At 65.3% G+C, this 24,326-nt stretch carries 31 protein-coding genes and 1 tRNA gene; 13 read left to right on the forward strand and 19 right to left on the reverse strand.

What is annotated here, in order from left to right:
* Window positions 1–7 precede the first annotated feature (7 nt).
* Genes ACFQ9K_RS41170 through ACFQ9K_RS41180 form a run of 3 tightly spaced genes read right to left on the reverse strand, consistent with a single transcriptional unit; the run spans window position 8 to window position 7,463 of the window.
* On the reverse strand, window positions 8–1,708 hold the full coding sequence (locus tag ACFQ9K_RS41170) for a hypothetical protein (protein ID WP_378713937.1): 1,701 nt from the start codon (window positions 1,706–1,708) through the stop codon (window positions 8–10).
* A complete protein-coding gene (locus ACFQ9K_RS41175) occupies window positions 1,705–2,616 on the reverse strand; it encodes a hypothetical protein (RefSeq protein ID WP_378713939.1) in 912 nt (303 codons plus the stop codon). Before ACFQ9K_RS41175 ends, ACFQ9K_RS41170 begins: the two co-directional genes overlap by 4 nt.
* A complete protein-coding gene (locus ACFQ9K_RS41180) occupies window positions 2,613–7,463 on the reverse strand; it encodes a transglycosylase SLT domain-containing protein (protein ID WP_378713940.1) in 4,851 nt (1,616 codons plus the stop codon). The genes ACFQ9K_RS41175 and ACFQ9K_RS41180 overlap by 4 nt, the downstream gene beginning before the upstream one ends.
* On the opposite strand from ACFQ9K_RS41180, the gene ACFQ9K_RS41185 reads away from it, so the two are divergent.
* Window positions 7,450–7,593, forward strand: coding sequence for a hypothetical protein (locus ACFQ9K_RS41185; RefSeq protein WP_378713942.1), 144 nt, complete (start codon window positions 7,450–7,452; stop codon window positions 7,591–7,593). The genes ACFQ9K_RS41180 and ACFQ9K_RS41185 overlap by 14 nt on opposite strands.
* Before the next feature lie 254 nt (window positions 7,594–7,847).
* On the opposite strand, the gene ACFQ9K_RS41190 is transcribed toward ACFQ9K_RS41185, so the two are convergent.
* The 14 genes from ACFQ9K_RS41190 to ACFQ9K_RS41255 all read right to left on the reverse strand — a co-directional run bounded on the left by ACFQ9K_RS41190 (window position 7,848) and on the right by ACFQ9K_RS41255 (window position 18,240).
* Window positions 7,848–8,216 carry a hypothetical protein gene (locus tag ACFQ9K_RS41190; protein WP_378713943.1) on the reverse strand — a complete coding sequence of 123 codons (369 nt, stop codon included), beginning with the start codon at window positions 8,214–8,216 and terminating at the stop codon, window positions 7,848–7,850.
* A gap of 59 nt (window positions 8,217–8,275) precedes the next feature.
* A complete protein-coding gene (locus ACFQ9K_RS41195) occupies window positions 8,276–8,593 on the reverse strand; it encodes a hypothetical protein (protein ID WP_378713944.1) in 318 nt (105 codons plus the stop codon).
* A gap of 95 nt (window positions 8,594–8,688) precedes the next feature.
* On the reverse strand, window positions 8,689–9,348 hold the full coding sequence (locus tag ACFQ9K_RS41200) for a hypothetical protein (RefSeq protein WP_378713946.1): 660 nt from the start codon (window positions 9,346–9,348) through the stop codon (window positions 8,689–8,691).
* An 88-nt stretch (window positions 9,349–9,436) separates the two neighbouring features.
* Window positions 9,437–9,862 carry a hypothetical protein gene (locus ACFQ9K_RS41205; RefSeq protein ID WP_378713948.1) on the reverse strand — a complete coding sequence of 142 codons (426 nt, stop codon included), beginning with the start codon at window positions 9,860–9,862 and terminating at the stop codon, window positions 9,437–9,439.
* Between the two features lie 101 nt (window positions 9,863–9,963).
* Window positions 9,964–10,284 carry a hypothetical protein gene (locus tag ACFQ9K_RS41210; protein WP_378713950.1) on the reverse strand — a complete coding sequence of 107 codons (321 nt, stop codon included), beginning with the start codon at window positions 10,282–10,284 and terminating at the stop codon, window positions 9,964–9,966.
* Window positions 10,285–10,638: a hypothetical protein gene (locus ACFQ9K_RS41215; protein ID WP_378713951.1), complete on the reverse strand. Its 354-nt coding sequence runs from the start codon at window positions 10,636–10,638 to the stop codon at window positions 10,285–10,287.
* The gene (locus ACFQ9K_RS41220) at window positions 10,635–11,024 is read right to left on the reverse strand and encodes a hypothetical protein (protein WP_378713953.1); all 390 of its coding nucleotides are present in this window, start codon (window positions 11,022–11,024) and stop codon (window positions 10,635–10,637) included. Before ACFQ9K_RS41220 ends, ACFQ9K_RS41215 begins: the two co-directional genes overlap by 4 nt.
* A gap of 30 nt (window positions 11,025–11,054) precedes the next feature.
* Window positions 11,055–11,963, reverse strand: coding sequence for a phage major capsid protein (locus ACFQ9K_RS41225; RefSeq protein ID WP_378713954.1), 909 nt, complete (start codon window positions 11,961–11,963; stop codon window positions 11,055–11,057).
* A gap of 56 nt (window positions 11,964–12,019) precedes the next feature.
* Entirely contained in the window at window positions 12,020–12,571 is a 552-nt protein-coding gene (locus tag ACFQ9K_RS41230) for a hypothetical protein (protein ID WP_378713956.1), read from the reverse strand.
* A gap of 183 nt (window positions 12,572–12,754) precedes the next feature.
* Entirely contained in the window at window positions 12,755–13,660 is a 906-nt protein-coding gene (locus ACFQ9K_RS41235) for a hypothetical protein (protein WP_378713958.1), read from the reverse strand.
* Window positions 13,644–15,041 (reverse strand): phage portal protein, encoded by a 1,398-nt coding sequence (locus tag ACFQ9K_RS41240; protein ID WP_378713959.1) that lies wholly within the window; start codon window positions 15,039–15,041, stop codon window positions 13,644–13,646. The genes ACFQ9K_RS41235 and ACFQ9K_RS41240 overlap by 17 nt, the downstream gene beginning before the upstream one ends.
* A gap of 11 nt (window positions 15,042–15,052) precedes the next feature.
* Window positions 15,053–16,723, reverse strand: a complete 1,671-nt coding sequence (locus ACFQ9K_RS41245; RefSeq protein ID WP_378713961.1) for a hypothetical protein — start codon at window positions 16,721–16,723, stop codon at window positions 15,053–15,055.
* A 10-nt stretch (window positions 16,724–16,733) separates the two neighbouring features.
* Window positions 16,734–17,198 carry a hypothetical protein gene (locus ACFQ9K_RS41250; RefSeq protein WP_378713962.1) on the reverse strand — a complete coding sequence of 155 codons (465 nt, stop codon included), beginning with the start codon at window positions 17,196–17,198 and terminating at the stop codon, window positions 16,734–16,736.
* Window positions 17,199–18,165: 967 nt separating this feature from the next.
* Window positions 18,166–18,240: transfer RNA gene (locus tag ACFQ9K_RS41255), tRNA-Trp, on the reverse strand.
* Window positions 18,241–18,422: 182 nt separating this feature from the next.
* Between ACFQ9K_RS41255 and ACFQ9K_RS41260 the strand changes: the two genes are divergently transcribed.
* Window positions 18,423–18,749: a hypothetical protein gene (locus tag ACFQ9K_RS41260; protein ID WP_378713963.1), complete on the forward strand. Its 327-nt coding sequence runs from the start codon at window positions 18,423–18,425 to the stop codon at window positions 18,747–18,749.
* A 144-nt stretch (window positions 18,750–18,893) separates the two neighbouring features.
* Here ACFQ9K_RS41260 and ACFQ9K_RS41265 read toward each other — a convergent pair whose 3' ends face one another.
* Complete coding sequence (locus tag ACFQ9K_RS41265; protein WP_378713964.1) at window positions 18,894–19,070, reverse strand: HNH endonuclease; 177 nt, start codon at window positions 19,068–19,070, stop codon at window positions 18,894–18,896.
* A gap of 351 nt (window positions 19,071–19,421) precedes the next feature.
* On the opposite strand from ACFQ9K_RS41265, the gene ACFQ9K_RS41270 reads away from it, so the two are divergent.
* From ACFQ9K_RS41270 to ACFQ9K_RS41320, 11 genes are all read left to right on the forward strand, one after another.
* Window positions 19,422–20,102, forward strand: a complete 681-nt coding sequence (locus ACFQ9K_RS41270; protein WP_378713966.1) for a hypothetical protein — start codon at window positions 19,422–19,424, stop codon at window positions 20,100–20,102.
* A gap of 131 nt (window positions 20,103–20,233) precedes the next feature.
* Complete coding sequence (locus ACFQ9K_RS41275) at window positions 20,234–20,566, forward strand: hypothetical protein (RefSeq protein WP_378713968.1); 333 nt, start codon at window positions 20,234–20,236, stop codon at window positions 20,564–20,566.
* A 303-nt stretch (window positions 20,567–20,869) separates the two neighbouring features.
* Window positions 20,870–21,163, forward strand: a complete 294-nt coding sequence (locus tag ACFQ9K_RS41280; RefSeq protein ID WP_378713970.1) for a hypothetical protein — start codon at window positions 20,870–20,872, stop codon at window positions 21,161–21,163.
* A 102-nt stretch (window positions 21,164–21,265) separates the two neighbouring features.
* The gene (locus tag ACFQ9K_RS41285) at window positions 21,266–21,445 is read left to right on the forward strand and encodes a hypothetical protein (RefSeq protein ID WP_378713972.1); all 180 of its coding nucleotides are present in this window, start codon (window positions 21,266–21,268) and stop codon (window positions 21,443–21,445) included.
* Between the two features lie 57 nt (window positions 21,446–21,502).
* Window positions 21,503–21,649 (forward strand): hypothetical protein, encoded by a 147-nt coding sequence (locus ACFQ9K_RS41290; RefSeq protein WP_378713973.1) that lies wholly within the window; start codon window positions 21,503–21,505, stop codon window positions 21,647–21,649.
* 51 nt (window positions 21,650–21,700) lie between these two features.
* On the forward strand, window positions 21,701–22,051 hold the full coding sequence (locus tag ACFQ9K_RS41295; protein WP_378713975.1) for a hypothetical protein: 351 nt from the start codon (window positions 21,701–21,703) through the stop codon (window positions 22,049–22,051).
* Window positions 22,048–22,212 (forward strand): hypothetical protein, encoded by a 165-nt coding sequence (locus ACFQ9K_RS41300; protein ID WP_378713976.1) that lies wholly within the window; start codon window positions 22,048–22,050, stop codon window positions 22,210–22,212. Before ACFQ9K_RS41295 ends, ACFQ9K_RS41300 begins: the two co-directional genes overlap by 4 nt.
* Before the next feature lie 237 nt (window positions 22,213–22,449).
* The gene (locus tag ACFQ9K_RS41305) at window positions 22,450–22,770 is read left to right on the forward strand and encodes a hypothetical protein (protein WP_378713979.1); all 321 of its coding nucleotides are present in this window, start codon (window positions 22,450–22,452) and stop codon (window positions 22,768–22,770) included.
* On the forward strand, window positions 22,767–23,084 hold the full coding sequence (locus ACFQ9K_RS41310; RefSeq protein ID WP_378713980.1) for a hypothetical protein: 318 nt from the start codon (window positions 22,767–22,769) through the stop codon (window positions 23,082–23,084). Before ACFQ9K_RS41305 ends, ACFQ9K_RS41310 begins: the two co-directional genes overlap by 4 nt.
* A 202-nt stretch (window positions 23,085–23,286) precedes the next feature.
* Window positions 23,287–23,505 carry a hypothetical protein gene (locus ACFQ9K_RS41315; RefSeq protein ID WP_378713982.1) on the forward strand — a complete coding sequence of 73 codons (219 nt, stop codon included), beginning with the start codon at window positions 23,287–23,289 and terminating at the stop codon, window positions 23,503–23,505.
* Window positions 23,506–23,537: 32 nt separating this feature from the next.
* Window positions 23,538–23,999: a hypothetical protein gene (locus ACFQ9K_RS41320; protein WP_378713984.1), complete on the forward strand. Its 462-nt coding sequence runs from the start codon at window positions 23,538–23,540 to the stop codon at window positions 23,997–23,999.
* A 29-nt stretch (window positions 24,000–24,028) separates the two neighbouring features.
* On the opposite strand, the gene ACFQ9K_RS41325 is transcribed toward ACFQ9K_RS41320, so the two are convergent.
* Window positions 24,029–24,181, reverse strand: coding sequence for a hypothetical protein (locus ACFQ9K_RS41325; RefSeq protein ID WP_378713986.1), 153 nt, complete (start codon window positions 24,179–24,181; stop codon window positions 24,029–24,031).
* Window positions 24,182–24,326 lie beyond the last annotated feature (145 nt).

Here is a 24,326-nt window from a genome sequence, read left to right on the forward strand (position 1 = left end):
CCCTTTCTCAGCTGATGAGGTGCACGCCGATATTGCTGAGCGTGGCCAGAGCGAAGGACAGTTGACGGGTCTGGCGTTCGGCCAGGGTCATCGCCGCCTGAGCCAGTCCGATCTGGGCGGTGTATTCGTGCGCCTTGCCCGCCCCGTAATCCCAGGACAGGGTCACTTCCTCGCACTGATCGACCCGGATCGTGGGGGTGGCGATTTCGAATGTCGAACCGATCCGATCCCCGGGCATGAACATCAATCCGGGAAGGAAACGCCCCCCGGAGCCGAAACTCATGACATGCGCGGCTTGGGACTTGGTGGCCAGGAACGCGCCCCGCAACGCGACGATCGCACCCAAACTCCACGCATTGTTTTCCGCACCCTGGCCGAAAGTCTCCCACAGATGACACCAGCCCAGATTGTGCGCCCGGGAATGGTTCTGCCATTCCAACCACGCGAAGATAGTTCCAACCAGAAATGGCATCACCACGTCAGCCACAATGGAGCCGAGCCCGCTGAATCCCCCGAGGAGGAAATAACCTATCAGTGCACCGATACTTTCGATGAGTAACCGTGTGATCTGATCGGCTAATGGATTGTCTCCGCCGACGATGGCGCGGGTCGCCGACGCCGGGCCCCAGGTCCATTCGGAGGTGTCGATCGAGGAATACTTGCTGTCGCGCACCACGATCCACGTCCGCGTCGGATCGCCGGGCCCCAGGTAGTCGGCATCGTAGTAGCTGGGCGGCCACGATTCGGCGTCACCGGTGAACGTCTGAACGTCCTCCACGAAACCGTTCGCGAAACCCTGAATGGTGCGCGACAAACCGCCCAGGAGCCCGCCACCGGTCGCGACACCGTCCGGGGAGTAATACCCCGACGAATCGACGATCTCCAGCACCAATGCACCATTGGCGACGTTACTGACCCCGGCCACATCGGGGACTTCCCCGTCGACGGTCAGAATCCGCCGGTACCGCATCGTCAATTGCGCGTCATCGAGGGCGTTGGCGATGACCTGATCCATTCTGTTCATCCGTGTGGCGATCAACGTCCACACCGACGAATCGTCCAGATCGATCGGGCTGGCCTTCATCAATACTTGCCACCCGGACCAGTCGACCAGCGCTCCCCATCCGTTGTCCGCGAAGGGGTCGTCGCTGGGTGTCCACAAATTCCCCTCCAACCGGAGGAGATTGAGGAAAATCATCAGCGAAATCGCGAATTTCGCGGGCCCGAAAATCGGGAGAACACGCGGGAATTGAAAAATGGGAATCGGCAGCAGGGGATTCGGTGCGCCGAGCATGAATTGCAGGTACTGGAGGTCGTCGATAAACGTGCAATCGAGATACCAGATACCGCCTTTTTTGACCGCTTTGAAATACTTCAGCAACCCGGACCAGCGAACTTTGCCACCGTAGTGATCAACGGTGATCACGACATTTTTCTTGGCATCCGGATTGTCGGGGATGGAAATCAGCCACCGCGCCAGGTAGTGGTCCAGGCGCAATCTCAGCGTGCCGGTGGAGCCGAATTGGTTTCTCTTCCAAGGGAAATCACCGGCGATCGTGTCGGCGGCGTTGCCCATCAGCACCAGCCCCGGGGAACTGTCAGGGTTGTTGGTCCACAGCCGCACCAGCGGGCGGGCCCGTCGCATGGCGTCGAGCTGGTCGCGGCGCGCCTGGGCCCCGGCGTGGATTTCGGCGTGGGTCAGGCTCACAACGTCACCCCCCACGGCCGCGAATACCACCGGTCGCATTCCAGGGTCGCCGTGGCACCGGCACCGGCCCCGCTCACCGCCACCGGCACCAGCGCCGGACGGGTCTGCGCGGCCACGGGATAGATCAGCTCACGGCCGTTGGAGCGCATCCACGGCCCGAAACCCCCCGCAGCGCTGATCATGTACGGGTGGTCGGGGTTGGTATCGATCTCCACGTCCTCCCCGTCCAACAGGGTGACCACGGTGTAGGTGCGATCGGCGTCCGCGCCGGGCGGGCGCTGGAAGTCGATCTCCTGGCCCCAGCTGGGGTCCGGCAGCACCCAGGTGCCCGGACCGGTCAGCGTCCAGCGGGGAAAGATCACGACGTCGCCGGGATTGCCCGGATGCACGAAGTTCGCGGTCGCCCCCGACGGGCCCGGCGCGGTCCACGCGGACGTGACCGGGGTGGAATACCAGTGCGGCATCTCCGCCGCCGCGCTGACCATCAGCGTGGACGTGGCGTAGAGGTGCGGGTCCTTGCCCTCCCAGTCGCTGGTTTCGGCCGTCTTCGGCGCTTCCAGCAGCCGCATCTTCAATGACCTTGTGCCGTAAGCGGTTTGGGCTTCCAAGGTGAACTGCTGGTCGTACATGCCCAGGTCCAGGCGCACCTGCGACGCGATTTCGGCTTCGTCGGCCGGATCGTCGCCGCAGATCACCAACCCGAACAGCGGATCACGCCGTTTGAAGGAATAGCCCTGGTATTTCTGAAGCGCCCCACCGGATTTGATCCAATACGTTTCGGCCGGGGAGTCGTAGAACTGCACCGGCTTGGGCATCAATTCCACGCCCTGAGCGCCCTGGTTGGGGCCGGAGATGTCCCAGCGCCGACCCTTGACCCCGACCAGGGCGAGGGCAAGCAAATCGCTCATGGCATCGCCGCCATCAGCCCGATCGCCTTGGCCTGGGCCGCGCGTTCGGCCAGCGCGACCAGATCCCCGACATCAGCGACACGCGGTTCCACGATCGTGGTCGAAAAGTCGTGCCCGCCACGGCTATACGTGGCCGCCGAAGTGCTCATCGCGCCGGTATCGATACGGTCGGGCGACCAGGCGGTCGCGTTGATCGACTCCAGCAACGGCAGCGCCGATTCGAAGGTGTCGGTCTGACGCGGGGACAGCACCCGTTCGGGAAGCGGGGTCTTTTTCCACAGCGCGCCGGGGCCTTCGGCGATACCGCCGTCGTCATACCAGTGCGGTGACTGCGCCTGCCAGAACGCCCAGGCATGGGCGGGATCACCGTAACGTTGCTGGATATATTTCCTCCCGTAGAGTGCCTGCAATCCGGCATCGGAGGTTTTCGACCCACCGACCGTGGCCCAGGTGGTGTCCAGGAACTGGAACAATCCATAGGCGGTGGAGGTCGGATTCTGGGCCTGGGGATTCCAACTCGATTCGTGTTCGACCAATTGATCCAGCGCATTCCATTGGGCACCGGTGTGCCAGCCCAGATCAGCCATGATCCCGCGCACCCGATCCACCACCGGCCCGGTCCTGCCGGTGCCGGTCACCGAATTCGGGACGGTGGTGTTGATGGTGGTCGACCCCAGAATCTGGACATTGCTCTGATCGCCGGTGATCGGCCCGGACGACGGAATGGTCGAGGTCACCCCGGTATCGCTGGGCGTCACCGTCGTCACCGTCGACGGCAGATTCTTCGGCTGATAGGCATACCCGCCGCCGCCGGGCTTCTGCCCGAAACGATCGATCAGCGCGTTGGCCGATTTGTTGTAGACGTTCGATTCCGACAGCACGCTGTTTTCCAGCCCCAGCCCCGACAGGATTCCGGTGGCCAGAATCGAACCGGCCTTGGAGAAGATTCCTTGCAGGCTGATCGCGGACGTGTCGGATTTCTGGGTGGATTCCAGTTGATTCTGGGCCTGCTGGTATTTGATGTCGGCGGCCAGGCGATCGGCGTCGGTCGCGGACGGATTGGCATAGACCGCGTTTCTTTCACTGTTGGCGGCATCGACGGCGTTCTGTGCGGTCAGGGTGGACAGCTGTTGTTCACTCGCGCGGCCCGGCAGTGCGGCCTGCGGGTAGAGCTGGGTTTGCGTGCCGGTCGTGGTGGTGTTGGTTCCGGTCGACACCGCAGGAATCGACCCGGCGGGCGCGGTGGTTCCCGGTGCCGACACCGGCGCTGAGCTGGCCCAATGCACATGATTTCGATGCTCGGCCATGATCGGCGCGGTGTAGGTGGAGATGCCGTCACCGACGTCGCGGCCGTTTTTGATGTTGTGCCCGAACGGGGAATGGATCAATTCCAGACTGCCCGGGTAGTTGGTCGCGATGAATCCCGCCAGCGATTGCATCCCCGGGGTGTCGTCCTGGCCGTCGGAGAAATCGGCAGCCTTGCCCTGGGTGTGGTAATCGTCACCCTTATTGCGATACCCGGAGGTGAGTTTCATTCCCGGGTATTTCGCGGCCACCACCGCCGCCATGGAATCGACGATCGGCGAACCGACCGCGCCGCCCTCGGCATATCCGCGTACTTCACCGCGCGCCAGCGCCTCCCGGAACCGGTAGACCCCGGCCTGACCACCCATCCGGTTGACATCATCGACGTTGAGCATGTGTTCACCGGGCATCGCCCAGACCGGGACCGAGTCCTTGCCGGGAATGCCACCGCTGATCTCGCCACCGGCCGCACGCGGAAGCCCGGGGGCGATCTCGACATTGCTGATGTCTTCGTGCAACTTCTGGCGTGAGGTGATCGTGAGGCTGTAACCGGTCAAGTCCGTGGCGTAGTCGATGACGACCTTCACGCGCTTGTCCGCGATCTTCTGGTCGGCGATGCGCTGCAATTCCGCGATCGCGTCGGCGGTCTGGGGCACCAGCCGGAATTCCTTGGTGCCGGGAATTTCCTGGATCGCCACGTGAGCCCTGGTCAGCTCATCGCGGAATTCCTGGTCCACCAGTTTCATCGGGACGACGACGCCGTCTTTGTGCAAATCCAGCAATTGCCCGATCGTCACCAATTTCTGCGTGACGTCGTCGGCCCCGGCCAGGCTCGCCAAGAGCTTGATTTCCGGGGGGAGATAGCCCACGGTCTTGGCCAGATCGATGACCTGTTGTTTGGTCAGGCCCATCCGGTCGGCGATCAGCTGGAATTGCTGTTCGTTTTTCGCGAACAGCGGTTCGAGCGGATTGCCTGCGGCACCGGCCTCCAGGGTCGTGCGCGTGAGATCCTTCAGTTCATCGCGCAACAGCTTACCGTTGGCCAAGGCGGTGTCGATATCGCCGTCTTTGATCAGTTGCGACCCGAAACCCTGTGACCGGTCGAAACTTTCGATCGCCTTGATGGTGTCGCGGATCTGCTGGTTGTATGCCTCGAGCGCATCCCCGGCCGCGATCGGCTTGCCGGACAGGACATCCAGGGCGGCCTGCATCGCCTTGACTTTGTCTGCGGCGGTAGAGGATTCGTCGGCAAGCTTCTCGATAGCATTGGAGAGAGTGAAGAATCCGGGAGTGGAATCCTTGGCCAGCTGACGGGCTTCGGCGATACGTTCGCGCATCGCGCGAATCTCAGCCTCGGCATCCGCGCCACCGTTGGAGGTCTCACGCAAACGGCCGATGAATTGCGCGAATGTCGAGTCCGAGCCGGTGATTTCGGCAGCGATCTCCTTGGAGGACAGCTGAAGTTCGTCGAAAGAAGCCTTCGCCCGTGCGTTGGCGTCGGACAGTTCATCGGCCGCCCGGACGGCATCGGTACCGGCTTGGGCCTGACCATGGAACCAACCCTTGATGTCCTGGAAACCGCCGGTGAACACCGAGAACGCGCCCGGCCTGGACTCGGCCAGAGCCTTTTCCTTGGCAAGCACGATGTCGATCTGTTTGGCGACGGAGTCCAGGACGTCGACACTGACCGCACCGCCGGATTCCTGGAACGATCTGGCCATATCCCGCTGCGAGACCGCGACGTCACGCGCGGAGTCGGCCAGCGCGTCCTGTCGTTCCTTGGCCTTGTTGACCTCCCCGGAGATGCCGGTGATTCCCAGCGTCACACCGGCCATCGCCAGACCGGCGATCGTGATCGACGCCGCGACCTGCCGCCAGCCCAATTGCATTGCGCCGGTAGTGAATCCAACGCTTCCTTGCAACGCAAGCATTTGCGCGCGCACAGCCTGGATCGCGCCGGTAACCAGGTTGACGATGGGTGCGATCGTCTTGAACGCCAGGTACGCGACAACGACCGTTTGAACGAAATCCTTGTGGTCGGCCAGCAGTTTCGCAGCGGTGGTCAGGAACGGCACCACGATGCCGCTCCAGGTCTTGAACCCGTCGATGACGGAGTCCATGATCGAGGGCAGTTGCTCGAGCAACGGCTTGATCTTGTCGAGTGCGGCGCGGCCGTCGTCGAAGTACTCCCTCAACTTCGTCTGTCCCTCAGTGGATTTGACGAACGTGGCGATCCTGTCGGTGAGCGCTTCGAGGTCGTGAAGCGCGTTACCACCCCCGGCGGCGCGGAACACGCCGCCGATCGCCGACCCGATATGGCCGATGGTCTGGGTGAGTTCGCGGGCGGCATCGATGCCGCCTTGCATGAACTTCTTCAGGCTCCCGTCGGCGGCGGTGCGCTGAATGAAATGATCGAAGTCGACCGAGGCGTGGCGGATCGCGTCACCGAACGCGGGAAGGAACCCGGTCCCGACGGTGATCAGTTTGGTGGTGGCGTCGGTCAGCGGCCGGGCACCTTCGGCGGCGCGGCGGAACGCCTCGGCGGTGTTGCCCAGGCTGGTCTTGAAGTCGGCTTTGTTGGTGTCGCTGGACAGCGACGCCAGCGACGCGCGCAAGCCGCTGTTGATGGCGGTGTTGATGCCGACCATGCCGTCGCGCAAGGCGGGCAACTGCACCTGGGCCAGGCGGGTGACATCGGGGCCAAGCTTCGCTGTCAGGGCATCCTGGCTGGCCTGCTGGGCCTCACGCCAGGCCGGGCCCAGGGCGCGGACGTCGTTGACGAACTCCTTGGCGTTGGGCGACAACTTCGCCATCGCCTTGGCCAGCGCGTCGTCCTTGGCCGACCCCTTCGACGCGTCCTCACGGGCCTTTTCCAGGGCCTGTTCGGCGCGGGTCTGGGCATGGATCGCCTCGGCGATGCGGTCGCGCGCCGCGACCACGGCGTCGGAACCTTCGACACCCTTGCGGTTGGCTTCGGCGGTGTCCTGGCTCAGATCCTGGGTCTTCTGGGATTGCTCTTTGAGCCGCTGGACGGCTTCGTCGTAGGACAGCTTGGCGCGGGCGCGGGTGGTGGAATCGGCGGTGACGTCGAACTGCACCTTTTGCAGCCGCTGCGCGGCTTCCTGGACACTGAGCGCCGCGTCCTGGGTGGCGAACTTCTGATCGACCAAATCGTCGTTCATGTCGCGCAGAGAGCGCGAGGCGTCGCGGTAGACATCCGACAGCGACCGCTGGCTGGTCAGGGCGGTCTGGTTGGCGCGATCCAGCTGATATTCGGCTTCGGCGATCGCCTCGGCAGCGTCGCGCTGGGAGCGCATCGAATCGCTGGCGTCCTTGGACGCGGCGGAGGCGGCCTTGAACGCGCCCACGATGCCGCTGGCACCGGAGGCGATCGACCCGACCCCGGCCAGCCCGGCGAACCCGATCGCAGGAACCAGGGCGATGGTCTGACCGGCCTTGGCGACGGCGGCGGTGATAGAAGCCAGATCCGCCAGCACCCCAGCGGTCCCGGCGATGGCGACGGTGGCGATGCTGATCGGCACCGGGCGGGCGCTGAGCAACGTACGCCGCAGGCTGGAGATCGAATTCGAGGCGTTGCGGGTGCTGTTGCGGTCGACATCGACCCGCATCCGCACCGGGTCACGGGTCGAGTCCCGCAGCGAATCCACCTGAGCTTGCAGCGCCGCGATCTTCGCCCGCGCCAGCATGGTGTTAGCCCCGACGGTGAAACTCTGGTTGTCCGAGGCGAGCCGTTGCAGGCTGCGGATCTTGGCGTCGGCGACCTTCGTGTCGGCGGTGATCTTGACGTCGAACTCGCGTTTGAGACCGGTCAGGAACGTATCCAGCTCGGTAACGAAGGTCTTGAACGACGGCGTGATCTTGATGGAGGCACTACCGGCGCTATATTCGACCACTCATCGCCCCTTTCACGCGCTCAGCCGTGGCGTCAGCCCGGCGTGGACAGGGGAGAACAGCTTGATCGTGCGATCCATCCCGGCCTGGCGCTTGGACAGCCGCAGATGGTCAGCGGCGGTCAAAGGACGCGGAAGTGCCGCTGTGGCAGGGTCTTTCACCGCTTGCTTGTAGAGAATGTCGCCGATGTCGGTCAGCAAGTGCATCTGGTTGCTGAACCGCCACAGGGGCGGGTGAGTCTGTCTGGGTGCCTTGTCCCCCGCCGCCGCGAGGTCGGGATCCAGCAACAGCGCCGAGTGATACGCCGACCCCACGAACCGGTTGATGCGCTCTTCGAACCGGAAGAACTGCCGCCAATCCTTCTTGCGCGCAATCCAATCCATCGCGTTCAGGCCCAGGATCTCCTGGAAATCCCATTCCAGCGCATCCCAATAGCCGTCGACTACGGCGTGGATTCTCCGGATTTTCCCGGCACCTCACCGGCCCCGGCACCGTAGAAATGCTTGTGCACGTCGGCGGCGAAAGCGTTCCACTCTTGCTCAGGCCGATCGGCGAACAACGCCACCACCGCGTCGTAGGAATCGCCCAGGAAGGCGCGGTCGAATTCCTCATCGGTGCTGGATTGGCGCAACGCGATCATCTGCGCCCGCGTCGGGGCCTTGATCACGATGTCGCGGGTCAGGACATAGTCGTCGGGAACTTCGACTTCCTTGATCAGGTCGTAGTAGCGCCCGACCGGCGGCTTGCGTGTGGGACTCATGGCATTGCCTCCCCGGCAATCGATTCCCCGGCAGATGAGTAAAGCCGCCCGCGCCTGCCGGGGAGGAAATGGCGCGGACGGCGTTCAGTGGGGGACTAGCTGCCGTCGCCGAACTGCGCGGCATCCACCAGCGGAGCCCAGCCGGGGCCCGCGTAGGTGATCCGCGTCGCATAACCCAGGCTCTTCGACTTCAGGAATTGCATCGTGACGGGATAGGTCGCGATGTTGTCGTCGGTATAGGTGATATCGCCACTCTTGGAAAGGGTCGCGCGGGGGGAATCCACAATCGTGTAGATCTCGGCCCCCTCCTCACCGTCGAAACCGATCATGATCAGCGAGTATTCGACGTTGAACGCCGATTCGCTGATCTTCAGATGGGTTTCACCGCTGGTCGCGTCGGCGACGACGTCGATGAAATTCTGTCCCCAGTACGCACCCAGGGTCACCGCCGATGTTTCCTGCATCGTGAAATCGACGGTGGTATCGCGGTTCTTGCGAATGATCCGGGTGGGGCCTTGCTCACCATAGGTTTCGACGGGCGTCGAATTGATCGCCGTCGACAACTTCGCCCCCGCCTTCTTGTCCAAGTTGCCCACCGGCACATAGGCGGCGGGCAGCGGCTGGATCACGCTACTGGAATTGGTGTAGTTCGTCGGAATCGCGGTGCCCTTGGGGGCGAGGTAGATCGCCCAATCCAAGACTGCCAGTTCGAGGTCCGGGTTACCCTGCCGGACGAGGGTGCCGAAATCGGCCATGATCGTTTCTCCTTCTGAGGTCGCCCGGGGATGGGCAGTGCGACATCACGCACGCCCGGCCGGTCGCGCGTTGCTGCAAGAGCAGTTGTCAGGTCAGGGATTCGCGGATCTTCTGGTAGTCCGGCAACCCGCGCGGCTTGCGGCACACGACACGAAAGGTCAACGGCACCAGTCGTTTATCGGGAGACAGCTCCGGAACCTGTTGCGGGCCAACAAGTTCCTCAACAGTGTCGATGAGTGTCGTACTCTCATCGGCACGGACGACCGTGCCGCCGCGCTGGTAGCTCAACAACCACTGGCGGCAGAACTCCAGCAACACCCACGACTCCTCGCGGGTGTCGGCGATGACGGCCACTTGCACCGACGCCGGGTCACGCATGACCCCGACATCGGCCGCGCCGCCACCGCGATAGACCCGCACCACCGGCAGACGCTGGGTGTAGTTCTCCGGCAGCCATGTGCACGCCAGCGGCCGACGCGCGACCGCGCCGTCGAAGACCGTGGCCCCGTTCACGTCCCGGACCTCCACCAGATCCAGGACCGGCTGCAAGGCATCGACAACGACCAGCTCCCGATCGGGAAACCCGCCCGCATACCACTGTGGAAGGACCAGGCTCACAGCTTGCCCATCAGATCCAGGATGTGGTTCAGATCGTGCGCGGCCGGAAGCGCACGACTGGGATCCGTACGCCCCGTGCCGAATTCGTGACTGGCCGCATACGGTGCGTGCACTTCCAGATAGCCCGCCCACCGGTCACGCTGGATACCGGTGGAGATCCGCGCCGACGCCGCCAGACGGCCGGTGCGCTTGGCGACGACTTCGCGGTAGAGCGCTTGATACAGCTCCGCCGCCTCGAACACCATCGCCCGCGCCTGCGGCCCGACCAGCCACGCACTGATGAACGGATTCGGGCTGGGCACATCGACATCGAGCATCTAACGCACCCCCGTCAGCTTCACATCGACACCGGGCTCCCACCCGGTGTAAGGGGAATGCCAGCGCCCCGGCTGGCCCACGACCAGATAGACCGTGTCATCGCCGGGCAGCAGCACCCGGTCACCGGCGCGGATGTCCGCGCCGGGCGGGCAGAACAGATCGACATCGGTCACCGTGGCATCGCGGTGATCGGTCTCCGAATCCGTTCCCGATCCCGCCGACAGACGGCTCCCGCGCCCGATCGCGCACCCGGCGATGGTGTGCGGGGCCGACGGCGGGCCCGACGGGTCACCGGTGCTCGTCTTGGCGGCCGGGCGGATCACTGTCACCGTCTGCCCGTGCGGGAAGATCACGACCGCTCCGAACCCAGCCCCACCGACACATACCCGCTGCCGGTGATGCCTTGTAGGATGATCCGGTCGGACTTGCTCAGCCACGGTTCGATCGAGTTGGTACCGTCGGCGAACTGGCGCGCCCACGTGTGCGGGCCCGTCGTCACCGATTCCGAGGTCACGCCGGGGGTGATGACCCCGCCGGTGGTGAGCACCCGCGCCACCATGGACGCGACCACGATGCGCACCGCCGACGGGATGTCCTCCACATCGGTGTAGACGACCCGCAGATAGCCCTGCACGATGGCCGACGCCTTGAGCACCAGCCCCGGCAGCCGGTCCAGCTCAGAGGATGAGAGCTGGTGTCCGAGTTGGGTTTCGACGTCGGATTCGGTTGCCAGATCCACAGATCACCGCCTCCCGGCCGGGTTGGGGACTTAGCTGCCCGACGGGACGACCGCGCCGACGGGAACCTTGTCCGGGCCGTAAGAGGTCGCGCCGGTGCCCAGCACATAGGCGAACCTCGCCTTGAGCCGCAGCGCGACCATGTCGCGCTCGGCCAAATTGATGCTGCCCACGGTGGCCTGATCCAAGAGCTTGACCGTGATGTCCTGGCGCACACCGATCCGCACGCGCGAGGAATCGACCAGCAGCATGTCGGCCGCGTCCGGATCCCAGGCACCGTTCTTGTTGAAATAGGTGGAGAAACCCGCGAAAGACTCGTCCCGGAAAATGGGCAAGCCATTCGCATCACGCAAATTCGCGACCTTGAATTTCAGGCCCAGCGACGCGATCAGGGTGTCGGGCATATGCCCGGCCAGCGAAATCAATTCCGCCACCTGATTGGCCGCGCCGACCAGGTCGGAGGGATTCGCCTGACCGGTGACATTCGCGATGTCCTGATTGGCCGCGATCGCCGCAGGCAGCAACGCCGGAGACACCCAGCTTGCGGGCTTGTCGGTGCCGAAAAGCACCGCCTGATCCAGTTTCTTGCCGATCGCCTGACCGCCCAGCTTCGCGATCTCATCCAAAACCGACACCGTCGCGTCGTCGATGACATTTTCATGGACGGGAATGATGACGGCCAGCTCTTCGGCGACCAATGTACGGTCGGCCCAGGTCACCTGAGACTGCGGCTTCACACCCTCAGAGGCTGTCGCCGATTCCGACACCCATCCGGCCTCGGGCAAGGTCGCCAGCACCGGCAGATGAGTGATCTTCGTGCCCATATTCACGGGCGTGAACGCGGTCAATACGGTCGAGGCTTCGGCGGCCGATTGCAGGAGAGTATTGCTGTACGCCTCCTGAATAAGGGTCGCAACCTCGCTACGGCTGATATCAGCCATGTCGGGGGGTTTCCTTTCTGGAATTCACCCGCACCGAGTGGCGTGGATGAATGGGGTTAAAGACCCCTGCGCGATGCGCGCAACGCCGCCGCAGCCCGTTCTTTCAGGTCCGCCGAGTGATCACCGTTGGGTGACGCGCCCGACTTCAACCCGCCCGACGGGGCCGGGGGCTTGGGGGGCCGTTTCGTATTCGCGTCACGCCAGGCGATGAGATCGTCGGCGCACGCTTCGAGTTCTTCTCTGGTGGTGCCGGACAGAGAGGTGGCCGGAACACCCTTGGCGGCAGCGACTTCGGCGCGCAGACTCGCATGCCGGGCCTTACCGATTTCGACGTCCTTGTCCGCGACCTGTTGTTTGAGCGCAGCGACCTCATCGGCCAGACGCTGTTGGTCGGTCTTGTCGCGATCCTCGAATTCCTTGACCTTCGCGGCCAATTCGTTCTGCAATTGCGACGATTCGGCCAGCTTGCGTTCGAGGTCCTTGCGGGCCTCACGCTCCTTCTGGATCGCCGCCTTACCAGCCGCGCCAAGGTCGTCTGAAATCGCTTCAGGCGCATCGGTTTTCGGCGGTTCGGACACGGGTTCAGGCGTGGGTGCCGGATCGTTCACCGGTTCCACTGGGGGGGTGGGGGCAGACATCGCGTCATGGCCCTTTCAGTTCACGGCGGGGCATCGCGCCGACGCCGTCAGGAATTCCGGTGGGGCATCGCGCCACCGACCGGGGTGAATTCACCCTCTCCGCATCGCACTCGGAGGGTTCGAATCGGGAATGCCGATTACGTGTGTGTTCCCTTAAATCACCGGCAGGGAAATGGTTTTCGTGCGATCGCGCGGCGGATCGTTCTTCCGCATCGCGGCAATGATCGCCTTCGTGCTGCCATTGGTGCTCATCGCCGCCGCCTGGTATTCCTCCATCCAGGCGTCGATGTATTCCGGGGGGTCATAACTGTCACCGGCACGCACCGCGACCGGCAGACAGAAACAGTGGTCGTGATACAGCTCCCCGATCGCACGGGTGCCGCGCTGTTTTCCCCGGCGGCCGACGACGAACCGCGCCGATTCGGCGGTCAGGTATTTCGGCCCCCTGGTCGCCAGCATCCGGCAGAACGCGCACGCATCCGCGCGGGGATGGCGGTACCACCGCACCCGTTCGGCCTTGGCGTTGGCGGTGATGGTGTCGCGGGCGGCGTTGTGCACATGCCGCTGCACCGCCGCTTCCAGCCGCTGGGGCATCGTCGATTCCACCGGCGCGCGCGCGGCCTCCACCGCCCAGCGGACACTGGAATCGATCTGTTCGTCGGGGATGTCCACCGGGTGCGGTTCGAAGGCGTTCGCGGCGGCGCGCGCCGGGCGCGTGGTCGGGCCGACGATCCGGGCGGCGGGGGCCGCCACGACCTCCGGGCGGGGGGAAGGCGGGCGCGGGGCCGGAGGGCCCGGGGAGGGTAGACGCGGGGTCGACGGAACCGGCTGCGGCGCGCTGAGCGATGCGGGGTCCTTGTAGAACGACATCGCCAGCGCCGACGCGGCGGACAGGAACGGTCGCAGGACCTGCGGAATCGCCGCCAGCAGAATCGTTTCCATCTGCGCGGGCGGATCCGAGGCCACCGACGCCGCGATCTTCGCCACCTCGGCAGCGGCCAGCGCGGAGACCACGTTCAGATGCGAACGGAACTCATCGATCTCAGCCTGTGAGGGCATCGGCGACCGGCACGGCGGGAGTAAGACTGCTACGGCGGCGCAGCTCATCGACCAGGCTGGTGACCTGCCGGGAACGCAACGCGTTCTGGACGCCGACGATCTGCTGTTGAGTCATGCCGGGGATCATCGGCAGTAGCGCGTCGATGGGGATACCGACGTTGGCCAGCTTGGTCAGCCCGTCCACGACCGCCCCGAACGACCTGGCCTCGGTGTCGCGCCAGATGACCTCGGCCCCGGAGTCGATCGCGGTCTCCTCATCCCCGTCGATCGCCGCGCCCAGCCGGAGCACCTGTTCCCAGGACTCCCCGAACGCCTCCCGTTTGGCCGCGAGTTTGCGTTGCTCTTTCTTCTCCGCCGCCGCCAACGCATCGGCGGACAGGTTGACCATCTTCCCCACCACCTGCGCCGGGGAGATCTGGGCCTTCATCGCGACCGTGGCGATCATTTCCTCCAGCAGGGCGTTGTAGCCCTCCAGGCTTGCCGGGGCCAGCGTCGCCGCCTTCACCTCCGGGTCCTCGAACGTCCACACCCGGCTGGCCGATGCCTTGAGCACTTCCCCCGCCGTGCCGGACCAGCCGGTGATCACCCGCTGCGGGAACGCCCCGAACCTGGCCACGATCAACCGGTCGAAGTTGACCTCGTTGATCGCCTGTTGATCGGTCAGCAACGGCGCGACTTCCCCCACGATCATGTCGTCGGCGTCGCGGGCGTTGACGAACCGGACCACCGGGCACACCGGGGCGTCGTCGATCACCGCCCCGTGCGCGATCGGCTCCCCGATCTCGGCCACCGAAATCGGTACCGTGCGCGTGGGATCCAATGGCAGAGAACTGATATGGCCCAGATCCAGGGGATAGGCGAACTCGTCGTCCAGCAGATAGCCCTTGCGGCGCGGCTTGGAATCGGACTGGTCGATCCAGGTCTCCAACGCATATTGCGGCCATTCGTCCAACTGGGGATCGACATAGGTCGCCAGCAGCTGGCGCGGGGAACGCGGCCGGAACACCGGCCCGTGCTCCCCCGGCAGCACCGTCACATACGCGGCCCCGTAGGTCAGCGCCGGACCGTAGACCTCCGCCTGGCGCGCGTCCATCCTGTTGCGCTGCCACATCTTCCAGGCCGGATCGTTCTCCAGTGCCGTGGCCCGCCGGTACCCGATCACACTCAGGTTCTGGGCGAAGGAATCCCGGACCATGCCCAGAACGTTTTTCACGCTCAGCCGGGCGATGTCCTTGACTTCCTGCAACGCCCCTTCCGGTACCTCAGGAATCCCCCGCAGGCCCTTGCTGTAGTCGTAGAGCCGATCCAGCCACGCGCGCTCATTGAGGTGCAGAGTCCACATGTCACCGATCTGGGTTTTGATCTCGGACTCAGAAAGCACCGCTGCCCCTTTCATACGAAGGTCGCCCGGCCCGATCGCTTGCGTTCACCCGCCCCCGCCGCGATGGCGTCCAGGCGGCTCTTCCAGGCCATCACCCCCGCGTACGCGGCGTCGATCTTGTTGGGGGAGTCCGGATATGCCTTGAAGATCAGATATCCCTGCCGGTGCGCGCGACGGCGCGCATTGAGCACGTGCCGGGTCAACGCGGACGAACCGTCATGGGCCACTTCACAACTCACCACGGCCTGGCGGAACCGCTCCACGTACTCCACGACCTTGGTGTCCTTGCCCCGTGGCCACGCCGCGATCGAACTACCCGGTGCCGCTTTGACTTTCAGCCGTTTACCGAACGACGCCTCCCACCGCGCCACCTGTTCGGTCCAGCCGTTCGGATCGGCGGCGAACCCCACCACATCCCACAACTCGAACGCCTTACGGACCTCCGCATCCACCTCGATCGGATTCGGCACCCACTCACGACCGGCCGGACCCGTCGGCGGCTCCCACACCCACGACGACAGGCTGAACAAGTACCCATCCGTGACCCGGCACCCGACAAGCGCTGTGGCATCGGCGTTTCCGCGATTACGACCACGCGACCCGTCGAAACCCAGGGTGATCACATCCCCGGGCGACAGAGCCCGGTCCAAGTCCATGCACGCCAGCCACTCCTGGCGCGACACCCAGCTGTCGGAGGCGTGGGTGATCTGGTTCAGGAAGTCCGACCGCGACATTTGCACGTCCTGGGCCGGATCCCAGATGGTGGAGATCAACGGGTCGATCTGCACATGCCCCGGCGGGCACGGCGGCACGTGCAACACACAGCCGTCCGGATGAGCGCAACTGTCCCCGTAGGCCATCCGCAGGCCCTCACTCAGCGACTCCCGGTCGGTGAGATCGGTCTCCGCCGGGGCTTCGCGGTGGTCGTAGAGCAACCCCTCGTCGCGGGCGCGGCCCTCCCGGATCGACGCGGCGAACGCGGCGGAATCCTCCGCGACCGATTGCTCCCCGGGGATGTAGGCGTTGGGCGATTCCAGGGTGCGCCCGCCGATCTTGGCGGCGTTGGAGCGCATCACCCCGGCCAGGCGCACACCCCCGTTGGAGGGCACCCACTCCTCTGTCTGATCCAGGACCGAGAACACCGGCTTCGCGCCCTTGATCGTGCGCGCCGACGCGGTGCGCTGGAGGATCTTGCCCTTGGGCAAGTTGACCATCGTGTCCAGCGGCTCCACACCCCGGTACTCGTCGATCACCGGGCCCTCCCGCAGCATCTCCAGCAGCGGATCCCAGGTGTTTCGGGTCTGCTCCTCGGAGACGGCGGCGATGTGGACATTCGGGGTGCGGATGTCGGCCCACGGCCGCCCCACCGGCTGCCCGTCGGCATCCCACCCGGCCGGGACGATCGGGGCCAGCGCCTCCACACACGACAGCGCCGCCAGCAGTGGGGACTTGCCCCACCCCCGGGGGCGGCCCAACAGCCCGCGCCGATACCGCCACCGCCCCGTCTCCGGGTCGATCGCATACCAGCGCAGGACGAAATCCTCTTGCTCGCGATACAAAATAAAAGGCTCGTATTCCGGCTTATCCGGGGCGGCCAGATACGCCGCGATCCAATCGATGGCGACATATCCCAGCGTCGGAATCTCCCCGTCGACCGACGGCTTCCAGGGGATGGGAATCACCCCCCTTCGGTCAGACGGCCTTGAGCGGACCCCGGCGATCGCGCGCCGAACCATCCGGACCGTGACGGCGCTCCTCGGCCTCATCGGCGGCGGCGAACTGGATCCGCAGCCGCGCCCGGTCCTCCGGCGTCGCGCCGAACTTGGCCACCCGCAACCGCAACTCCGCCGCCAGATTCACCGCGCCGTTCCAGAACCGGGAATGGATGATCGCGGTGTCCAGCAGCTCCGACCAGTCGGTGGAGGTGAAATCGGCACTCAGCGGGGACTCACCCCACATCTGCCACCACTCCCGCGTCCGGGGAGCCCAGGTGAACCGCTTGCCGACGATCTTGTTATCGACCTCGATCTGCAAATCGAACTCCGGCAACTCCGGTTGCGGAGCCGGTTCCGCGTGGATGACACGCAGCGGGATCGGGTCCTTGTTCGCCCGCGCCCGCCGGTTCGGGTCCTTCGGGGCGGGTCCACGACCAGGCATAGCGACCTCCTGAAAATCTTCCGGCACAGCCCCGCAGCACCGCAGGAAAATTTCCGGTGAATCGGGCCTGAAAGCGAATAACTATCTGTCGAACGGTGAGGGTGGCTGCCGTGCGGGGCCAGCTTCCGGCATCGGCACTTACCTCCGCGCATTCCTGGTGATGGGGCAGGGCCGGATGCGCGGAACCACCTCACGGACTAGGAGGTCGGGGCCTCCGGGCGGACCGGCTCCGCCTCCGGGCTGGTGCCCGGCTCCTCCGTCTCCGGGCGCTCCGGGGTGTCGGGCAGGTCGGGGAACGGGATTTCGGCCATGATCGGACTCCATCTGTTTCGGTGGAATACCTACCCTGACCAGGGCGGACGGGTAGGCTTGAGGCGATCCGGTGACCCGGACCCACGGGGGCCCGCGCCGGATAACGGCCCGGGGCCCTGCGTTTTCAGGAGTGGGGGGGTATGCGGCCGGGGGATCGGAAAGTTCGCAGCCCGGCTGGGTAGTCGCTAGTCAGTGACCCGTAGCCAAGGTCAGCGCGTAGGGCTCCGACGCCGGGCCGGAACTACCGGGGGGTAACCCCCCTACCCCCTTGGGGTATACAGCCGCCGACATGGGTACCCCTCCGGGGGTATGCAGCCCGTGGACGGCTCGAGGTGATACGCGCACTGGTACAAACCGGCGCTCGGCATGGATGCGATCCGCACACGAAGGGAACGGCAAGGTGGTCAACTGTCCGGAATGCAATGGCCCGCTGGCCGACAGGGTCAACGAAGGGTGGGGGCACAAGGCGTCGTGTTCACGTCGCTACGCCGGGTTCCGCACCACCGACGGGCCGGTGCGGTGGGCGGGGATCACCGCGCCACCCTCCGACCCCGACTGCGGGCCGGATGCCGGAGGGCGCGGGGGCGACTGAGAGCGGGCCGCAGTGGGGCTCTGGCGTCCACTCTGCGGGCCGTGAGCGTCACGGATGGGTAATTGGCACGGATGAAGGGATTCGAACCCCTGCGTGGCGGTTTTGGAGACCGCTGCTCTCCCACTGAGCTACATCCGTTCGGGGGGACGGGTTCCTTGTGCGCCAGGGAACCCGTCCCGTCACGCCCCGTTGCTCGCCACATCTCACCGCGTGAGTTCCGGGGGGACAGCGGGCCGGACCGAAGACAGCCCCGCTGTAGGGGTGAACCTTGCCATGGGAACCGGCAGCGGGACAAGCGCATAGGTGGCAGGGTGGGCCGCGTGGGTACCGACGCTCAGCGGCACGAGTTCGTCTCGGTGGAGAAGGTGGGCGATCACGAGTGCTGGGCCACGTGTAGCTGTGGCCGCCGCAAGCGGGGCACGACCAAGGCCAAGGCGCGGAAGCTGATCGAGGAGCATGCGGCCCGGCAGAATCCGCCGTGCCCCCATCGGCCGAACAGTGCGGCCTACGAGACCAGGGAGCAAGCCGAGCAAGCCATGGTGCGGACGTGGAGGATTCGGAGGATAGAGCGGGCCCCTACCGGGGTGTACCTGTGCCGGGACGGGTGCGGGCTGTGGCACCTGACAAACCGGCGGCGCACCTTCTGACAATGCTGGCCCGGTTCCGTAGGCGCGGGACCGGGCCAGCGCGCTGTCGCAGACTGGACGGGGCACGGCCTTCCAGTTACAGCGCCTGCGGCGTCCGTCGCATGCCTGAACGCCACGCCGATTCTCACACGCGCCACCCGGATCTCAGAGCAAGCCGGGGTGCGCGCTGGCCGGATACCGGGCAAGGCCCAGCTTGGCGGCCCGGTCCCGGTTGGTCTTGATCACGTGGCAGGGATGGCAGACCGCTTGCATGTTGGCGTCGTCATCTGCGCCGTTCAGGGCGACCGCGACGACGTGATCCATCTCTGTCGCCTCTCCCAAGCATCCCGGGTAGCGGAGCTGGCAGCGGTGGTCATCACGGGCCAGGACGCGCACGCGCTGGGCCCGATGCCGGGGCGTGCTGGTGCGCGCACGTGCGCCGATTCCCCACGCCATCAGGGCCTGCCTGCTCGAGGTGGGGCGAGGGTGTAGGCGCGGCCGTCGATCAGCTGGGCAAGCCGGTGCAGTGCGGAGCCGATCCGGATACGCAGCACGGGGCCTCCTGCTCAGGGGCGCTGAGTGCGCCGAATCGACCGGCGCGCAACGGATTCGCCGTACCTCGGCGAGGGGGTATTGCCCGACCTGGTTATAGCGTGCTATAAAGGACTTCTCACCGCGAGCAAGGAAACCCCGATGGCTACCAATTACGCACTCGCCCCCGTCGGATTCGACCGCTACGGCAACCTCTTGAACCTTGCCGTCACCGACAACGCCGACACCTACGGCTACGTGGTCGCCACCACCGCAGGCGAGGCGCTGAGCTTCTTGCGCGGCACCGGCCCCGGACCGGCAACCCGCAGCTGCGGCGATGGGCATGAGCCGAGCCGCGCGTACCGCACCGTCGGCTACCACTACACCGGCGAGGACTATCGCCGGGTGCGTCCGATGTTCTGGACGATCCGCGAAGGTGGTGTCGTTCACGAGGTGTGGAGCGTCGCCCGCAAGGTGCTGGTTTTCGGACGTGGTACCACCGTGAACCGCCCGGACTGGGCGGCACTGCGTCGCGCCGAGATCGACGCGCGTCACGAAACGTCGACACCAGCGGAAACATCGGCATCCGCCGTCCGCAAACCCGATACCACCCAAGGAGTCGAAATGATCACCGTTACCGCCGCCCAGCTCGCCGACACTGCCCGCGTCGGCGACGCGATCACCCTGCGCGACCGCAACGGCACCGTTCGGTCCGGCGAGTTCGTCGCAGCCACCGAGATCACCGTAGGCCCGCGCCAGATGATCCGGGTGGAACTCGAGACACGCACCGACTTTCTCACCTACTACCAGGAACTGGACGGCGAAATATCCGTCGGCGAGTAGGACGCGATGCCCTGGGGGCGAGGAAGCGGCGGAGGCGAAAGCCTTCGCCGTTTTTCGTCTGTGAGCCAGTCTGGACACAACCTGTTATAGCGTGCTATAAAGGACGCCTCACCGCGAACAAGGAGAATCAAATGTCCACCGACACCCTGGATGCCCGACTCGACGCAATCCGCGCACAGCTGGCCGCAGTCACCGCGACCCCGGACGCTTCCGACCGGTGGACCACGGCGTACGCGGAGGCGCAGCGCCTGGCCCATGAGGTCGAGGTGCTCGAGCGCAAGGTTGCCGAGCGCGACCGCGTCCGGCTGACCCGCGATGACGTGATCGGTGCCGTGGCCGTCCGTACCGCCGTCGGGTGGCACAAGGTTGTCCGGGTCAACAAGACCACCGTGTCGTGCGCCTCCGGCTACTCCTGGACCGACAAGTTCGCTTTCGACAAGATCCTCGAGGTGCGCAAGGGCTAGCCGGGCCGGACGCGGGCGGGGGTTTCGGCCCCCGTTTTCGCGTCTACGGGCCGCCTGGCGGCGCTGGGAGCGTTCCGGCGACAAACTTACCCGGCGTTGGGGCGTTCGTCCGCTGACGGCGATTCTAGCGGGCTATAATCGGCATCTCGGCCAGGCGGTGCGCATTCAGGCAGCGGGATATGCCGTCGGCGCAGGAAGGGAGGTCGGCAGCGCGGTCAATTTCAGATTCCGGGAAATGCGACTGTTGACGCGATGTGTTACAGCGCGCTATATTCATGTCCTCACCGCGAACAAGGAGTCGACATGACCGCCTACACCATCGTCTACAACGGCAGCAGCGTCCACATCAAGGGCCTCGAGATCCGCACCACCGGCAAGGGCCAGGAATCCGGCGGGGTCGTCTCCTACTACGCCAAGAGCGCCTGCCCCGCGCTCAGCCGGACCGGTGCCCGTTTCTCCACCAGTGTCACCATTCAGGACGACGTCGCGGAGGCCCTGCGGGTCGCCACCGGCACGGCGAGCGCGATGAACAACAACATGTGCGCCAAGTGCCAGAAGGCGGCGGAGGAGATGATCAAGGCGGCGGTCGCGGAGTAGGTATCCGCACCAGGGCGGGGGCTCCGGTCCCCGCCTTTCGCATGTGCGCCCCACCAACATTGGCACCATCTTTTGCCCGCCGACACGGCCACGATCAGGGCCATGAAATCAACCAGCCTGACCTTTGAAGCCTCCACCTTGACCTTGGCCCGCGAAATATGGCTTCAGGCCGTGGTCATCGCCTTGACCGAGATCTCCGTCCCGTTGATCCGCAACGGCGTCGCCGTTCGTATCTGGGTCGACGGTCAACGTATCGCCGACTCCGAAGACCCGACGCTGTAGGTCGTCCTGCGGCAAACACCCGGCTTCGCGTGCGCCGGGCACTTACCCTCACCTTCCATGGGTGAGCTGGTGATGATCGAGATCGACGGCGGGTACTGCGTGAAGCGGCTGAATGATCAGTACTGCGTCGACCTGATGAAGATGATGTCCGACTGGCGCATCGGCACCGGCGAACCCCCGGGCTACGACAAACGCGCGCTCTGAGTGCCCCATTTGCCGGACAAGCAACCCACTGGCGACTTACCCTGTGCACCCATGGGAGCTACGACACACACCCCATCGGCCGCACCGCCCTACATCGTGTCCCTGGACATCGGGAATCGGCGCGTGGAACTCGACCTAGCCGTGGACGCCGCACGATGGATGCCCCAGCTGGGCGGGGAGCTGGAGTTCGACCCCGACGACTACAACCTGCGGATCCAGATACGCGGTATCCGCGACGTGTTCCGCGACGGGCACACGGTCATGCTGGGCGCGCTCCCCCAGCCCGGCTACCGGTCGCGGGCGGCACAGTTGCTGGGCTCGAAGAAGATCTTCGACTTACCCCAGCGGTGCCCGCACGTGCGCCAGGTTCGCGAGGTCACCCAGGAGCGGAGGGAGACATGATCTCTTCGCAGGTAGAGGAAATCCGGGAAGCCTGGAACAGCTTCGAAGCGAACGGGTTCGGGGGGAAAGGCTTTCACGTGCGCGTGGGGGAACGCTGGCGGGCGGATGTCCAGGCCCTGCTGGCCGAGATCGACCGGTTGCGGTCCCAGCTGAAATCCTAGGGAAAGGGCTTCCGCGCGCGGATCGTTGTGTACGGTGTCCCGCTGGAATCTCCTTGGGCCCCAGGGAAGGGCTGACCGGATTCCCGCGATGGGCTCCTGTCCCGCAGGCGGGGGCCCATCACCGCCCAACCGGGTACGGCGATTGCGGCCCCCTGGAAGCCCCGTGGGGCCACGAACGGGGGCCCGCTCGAACAAATCCTCCCCTCCGGCGGCGCTACTGCGCCAGAAAGGCGACCGATGGCCATCTTCGCCCGCGAATCGGCCGGTCCTCCGGCCGAGCCCGGTAGGTGGTACGGGCAGTATCACGACGACTGGGAGCGCGATCACCCGGGCCTTTGGGTCCGGGGTGAGGCCCAGTGCGGCAGCTTCTACGCCGACAACACCTGGGCCGGTTCGACGTTGGACTGGGACCGGGAATGGTTCGCAGCCCACGGCATGTCCATGCCCCGCAAGTACGCCTACCGGCTGGACCCGGTCGGCGGGGTGAGGATCGGAACCCTTCAGCCCGGCGAGTCGGTGACGGTCGTCGTCGCGCCGATCGCACGGGAGGACCCGTGAGCCGCACGGACAAGACCGCCCCGTTCCGGGTGAAGCTCCGGCGTGGTGATCTGAGCACCCGTGAGCATCACGACCATCGAAACGGTGTGTGCGAGTTGGCAACCGACGCCCGCCGGGTCGAATTCGCCCCGGGCGCTTGCTATCTGGAGTTCCATTTCACCGGCACCCAGGTCTGCTGTTGTCCGATGTGCCACGCGTACGAGCCGCCGCTCACCGAGACTCAGCGCCGCCGCCGGGATCGCCGCCGGGCCAAGCAACACTGGGGGCACAGATGGCCGGTGATGGCCGAGGTGTCCCACCAGTCGCCCAGGTGATGGCCGTCGTCGGAGTTCAGTTCCCACTCACGCCGCCATTCGCGATCCTCACGGGCGCGTGCGCTCATCCAGTCCGCGCAATCCTGCGGATCCGACGACCGCGACGACGCGCTGCGCATCATTCCCGGCATGTGCCGGATTCTAGAATGCGGCCAGCCGATTTCGAGGGCATTTCCGGGGGGGCGCTGAGAGAATGACCGCCATGGGTAATCTCCCCCGCGATCCGATCCACTTCCCACAGATGAAATACCGGGCCGCGAACCGCCGCCAGTGGCGGCAGATCCAACAAGGGTTCGATCTGGCGGCGTCGTTGGACCCCGACGGGTTCGCCGCCGAAATCCTCAAGGCGCTGGCCGAACGCGCCGGGATCACGACGCGGCCGGTGTCTTTGCGGGTCTTCGTGCCGACCTGGCGGGCATGAAACGCTGATATCCCGGAAAGGGTGTTGCCACGATGAGCAAGGGTCAGGTGCCGCGCGAACCGGCGTACTTCCCGAACATGAAATACCGGGCCGCCAAACGGCACCAGCGGGAGCTGGTGCGCCGGACGCGATTTCGGATCCGGCAATGGTATTACGACCGCGACGGCCGCCCGATCGACCTCACCACCGCAGCGGAGCTGAAGTCCGATGAGTCCTACGTCCGCATCGCGCGGACCAAGGTTGTCGACGGCGCGAATCTTGCTCTGGTATTTGATGTTTCGACCGTGTGGGTGGGTTTCGATTTCCGGCTCAATGAGGGGCCGCCGCTGATCTTCGAGACCATGGTGTTCAGTGACGGCGGGGCCGTGGTCGCCGACCGGTACAGCACCACGGCCCAAGCACAGCAGGGGCACGCCGCGACCGTGGAATCGGTGTGCGCCACCCTTACCGACCCGATCACCATGCACGCCCAAACTTCTTTATACCGGGGGTGAGCTTGGGTGAAACGCGACAATCCCTGGACCTACCAGCGAGGGTCGGCGGCGCGGCTGGCGCGATCGGCGTCGCGGAGTTCGCGCACGATGGCCAGCACGTCGGTAGCGACCATCCCGATATAGGTCAGCGTGCCCAGAATTGCGGCGAGCAGGATCAGAATCAGCAGCACAGAAATCCCCATCGGAATGTGTTGTTACCCTTTACCTTCGGCGTCGCGGATCATCTTCGAGTGTGTCGCTGGCCAATACCCCAACGCCGCGTGATGGTATTCCGCGCACAGCCCTTTCGGGTCGCGCACATATTTACCCAAGTGTGAAACGCATCGG

Origin of the sequence: Nocardia sp. NPDC056564 (assembly GCF_042793755.1) — a bacterium.
Classification (GTDB): domain Bacteria; phylum Actinomycetota; class Actinomycetes; order Mycobacteriales; family Mycobacteriaceae; genus Nocardia.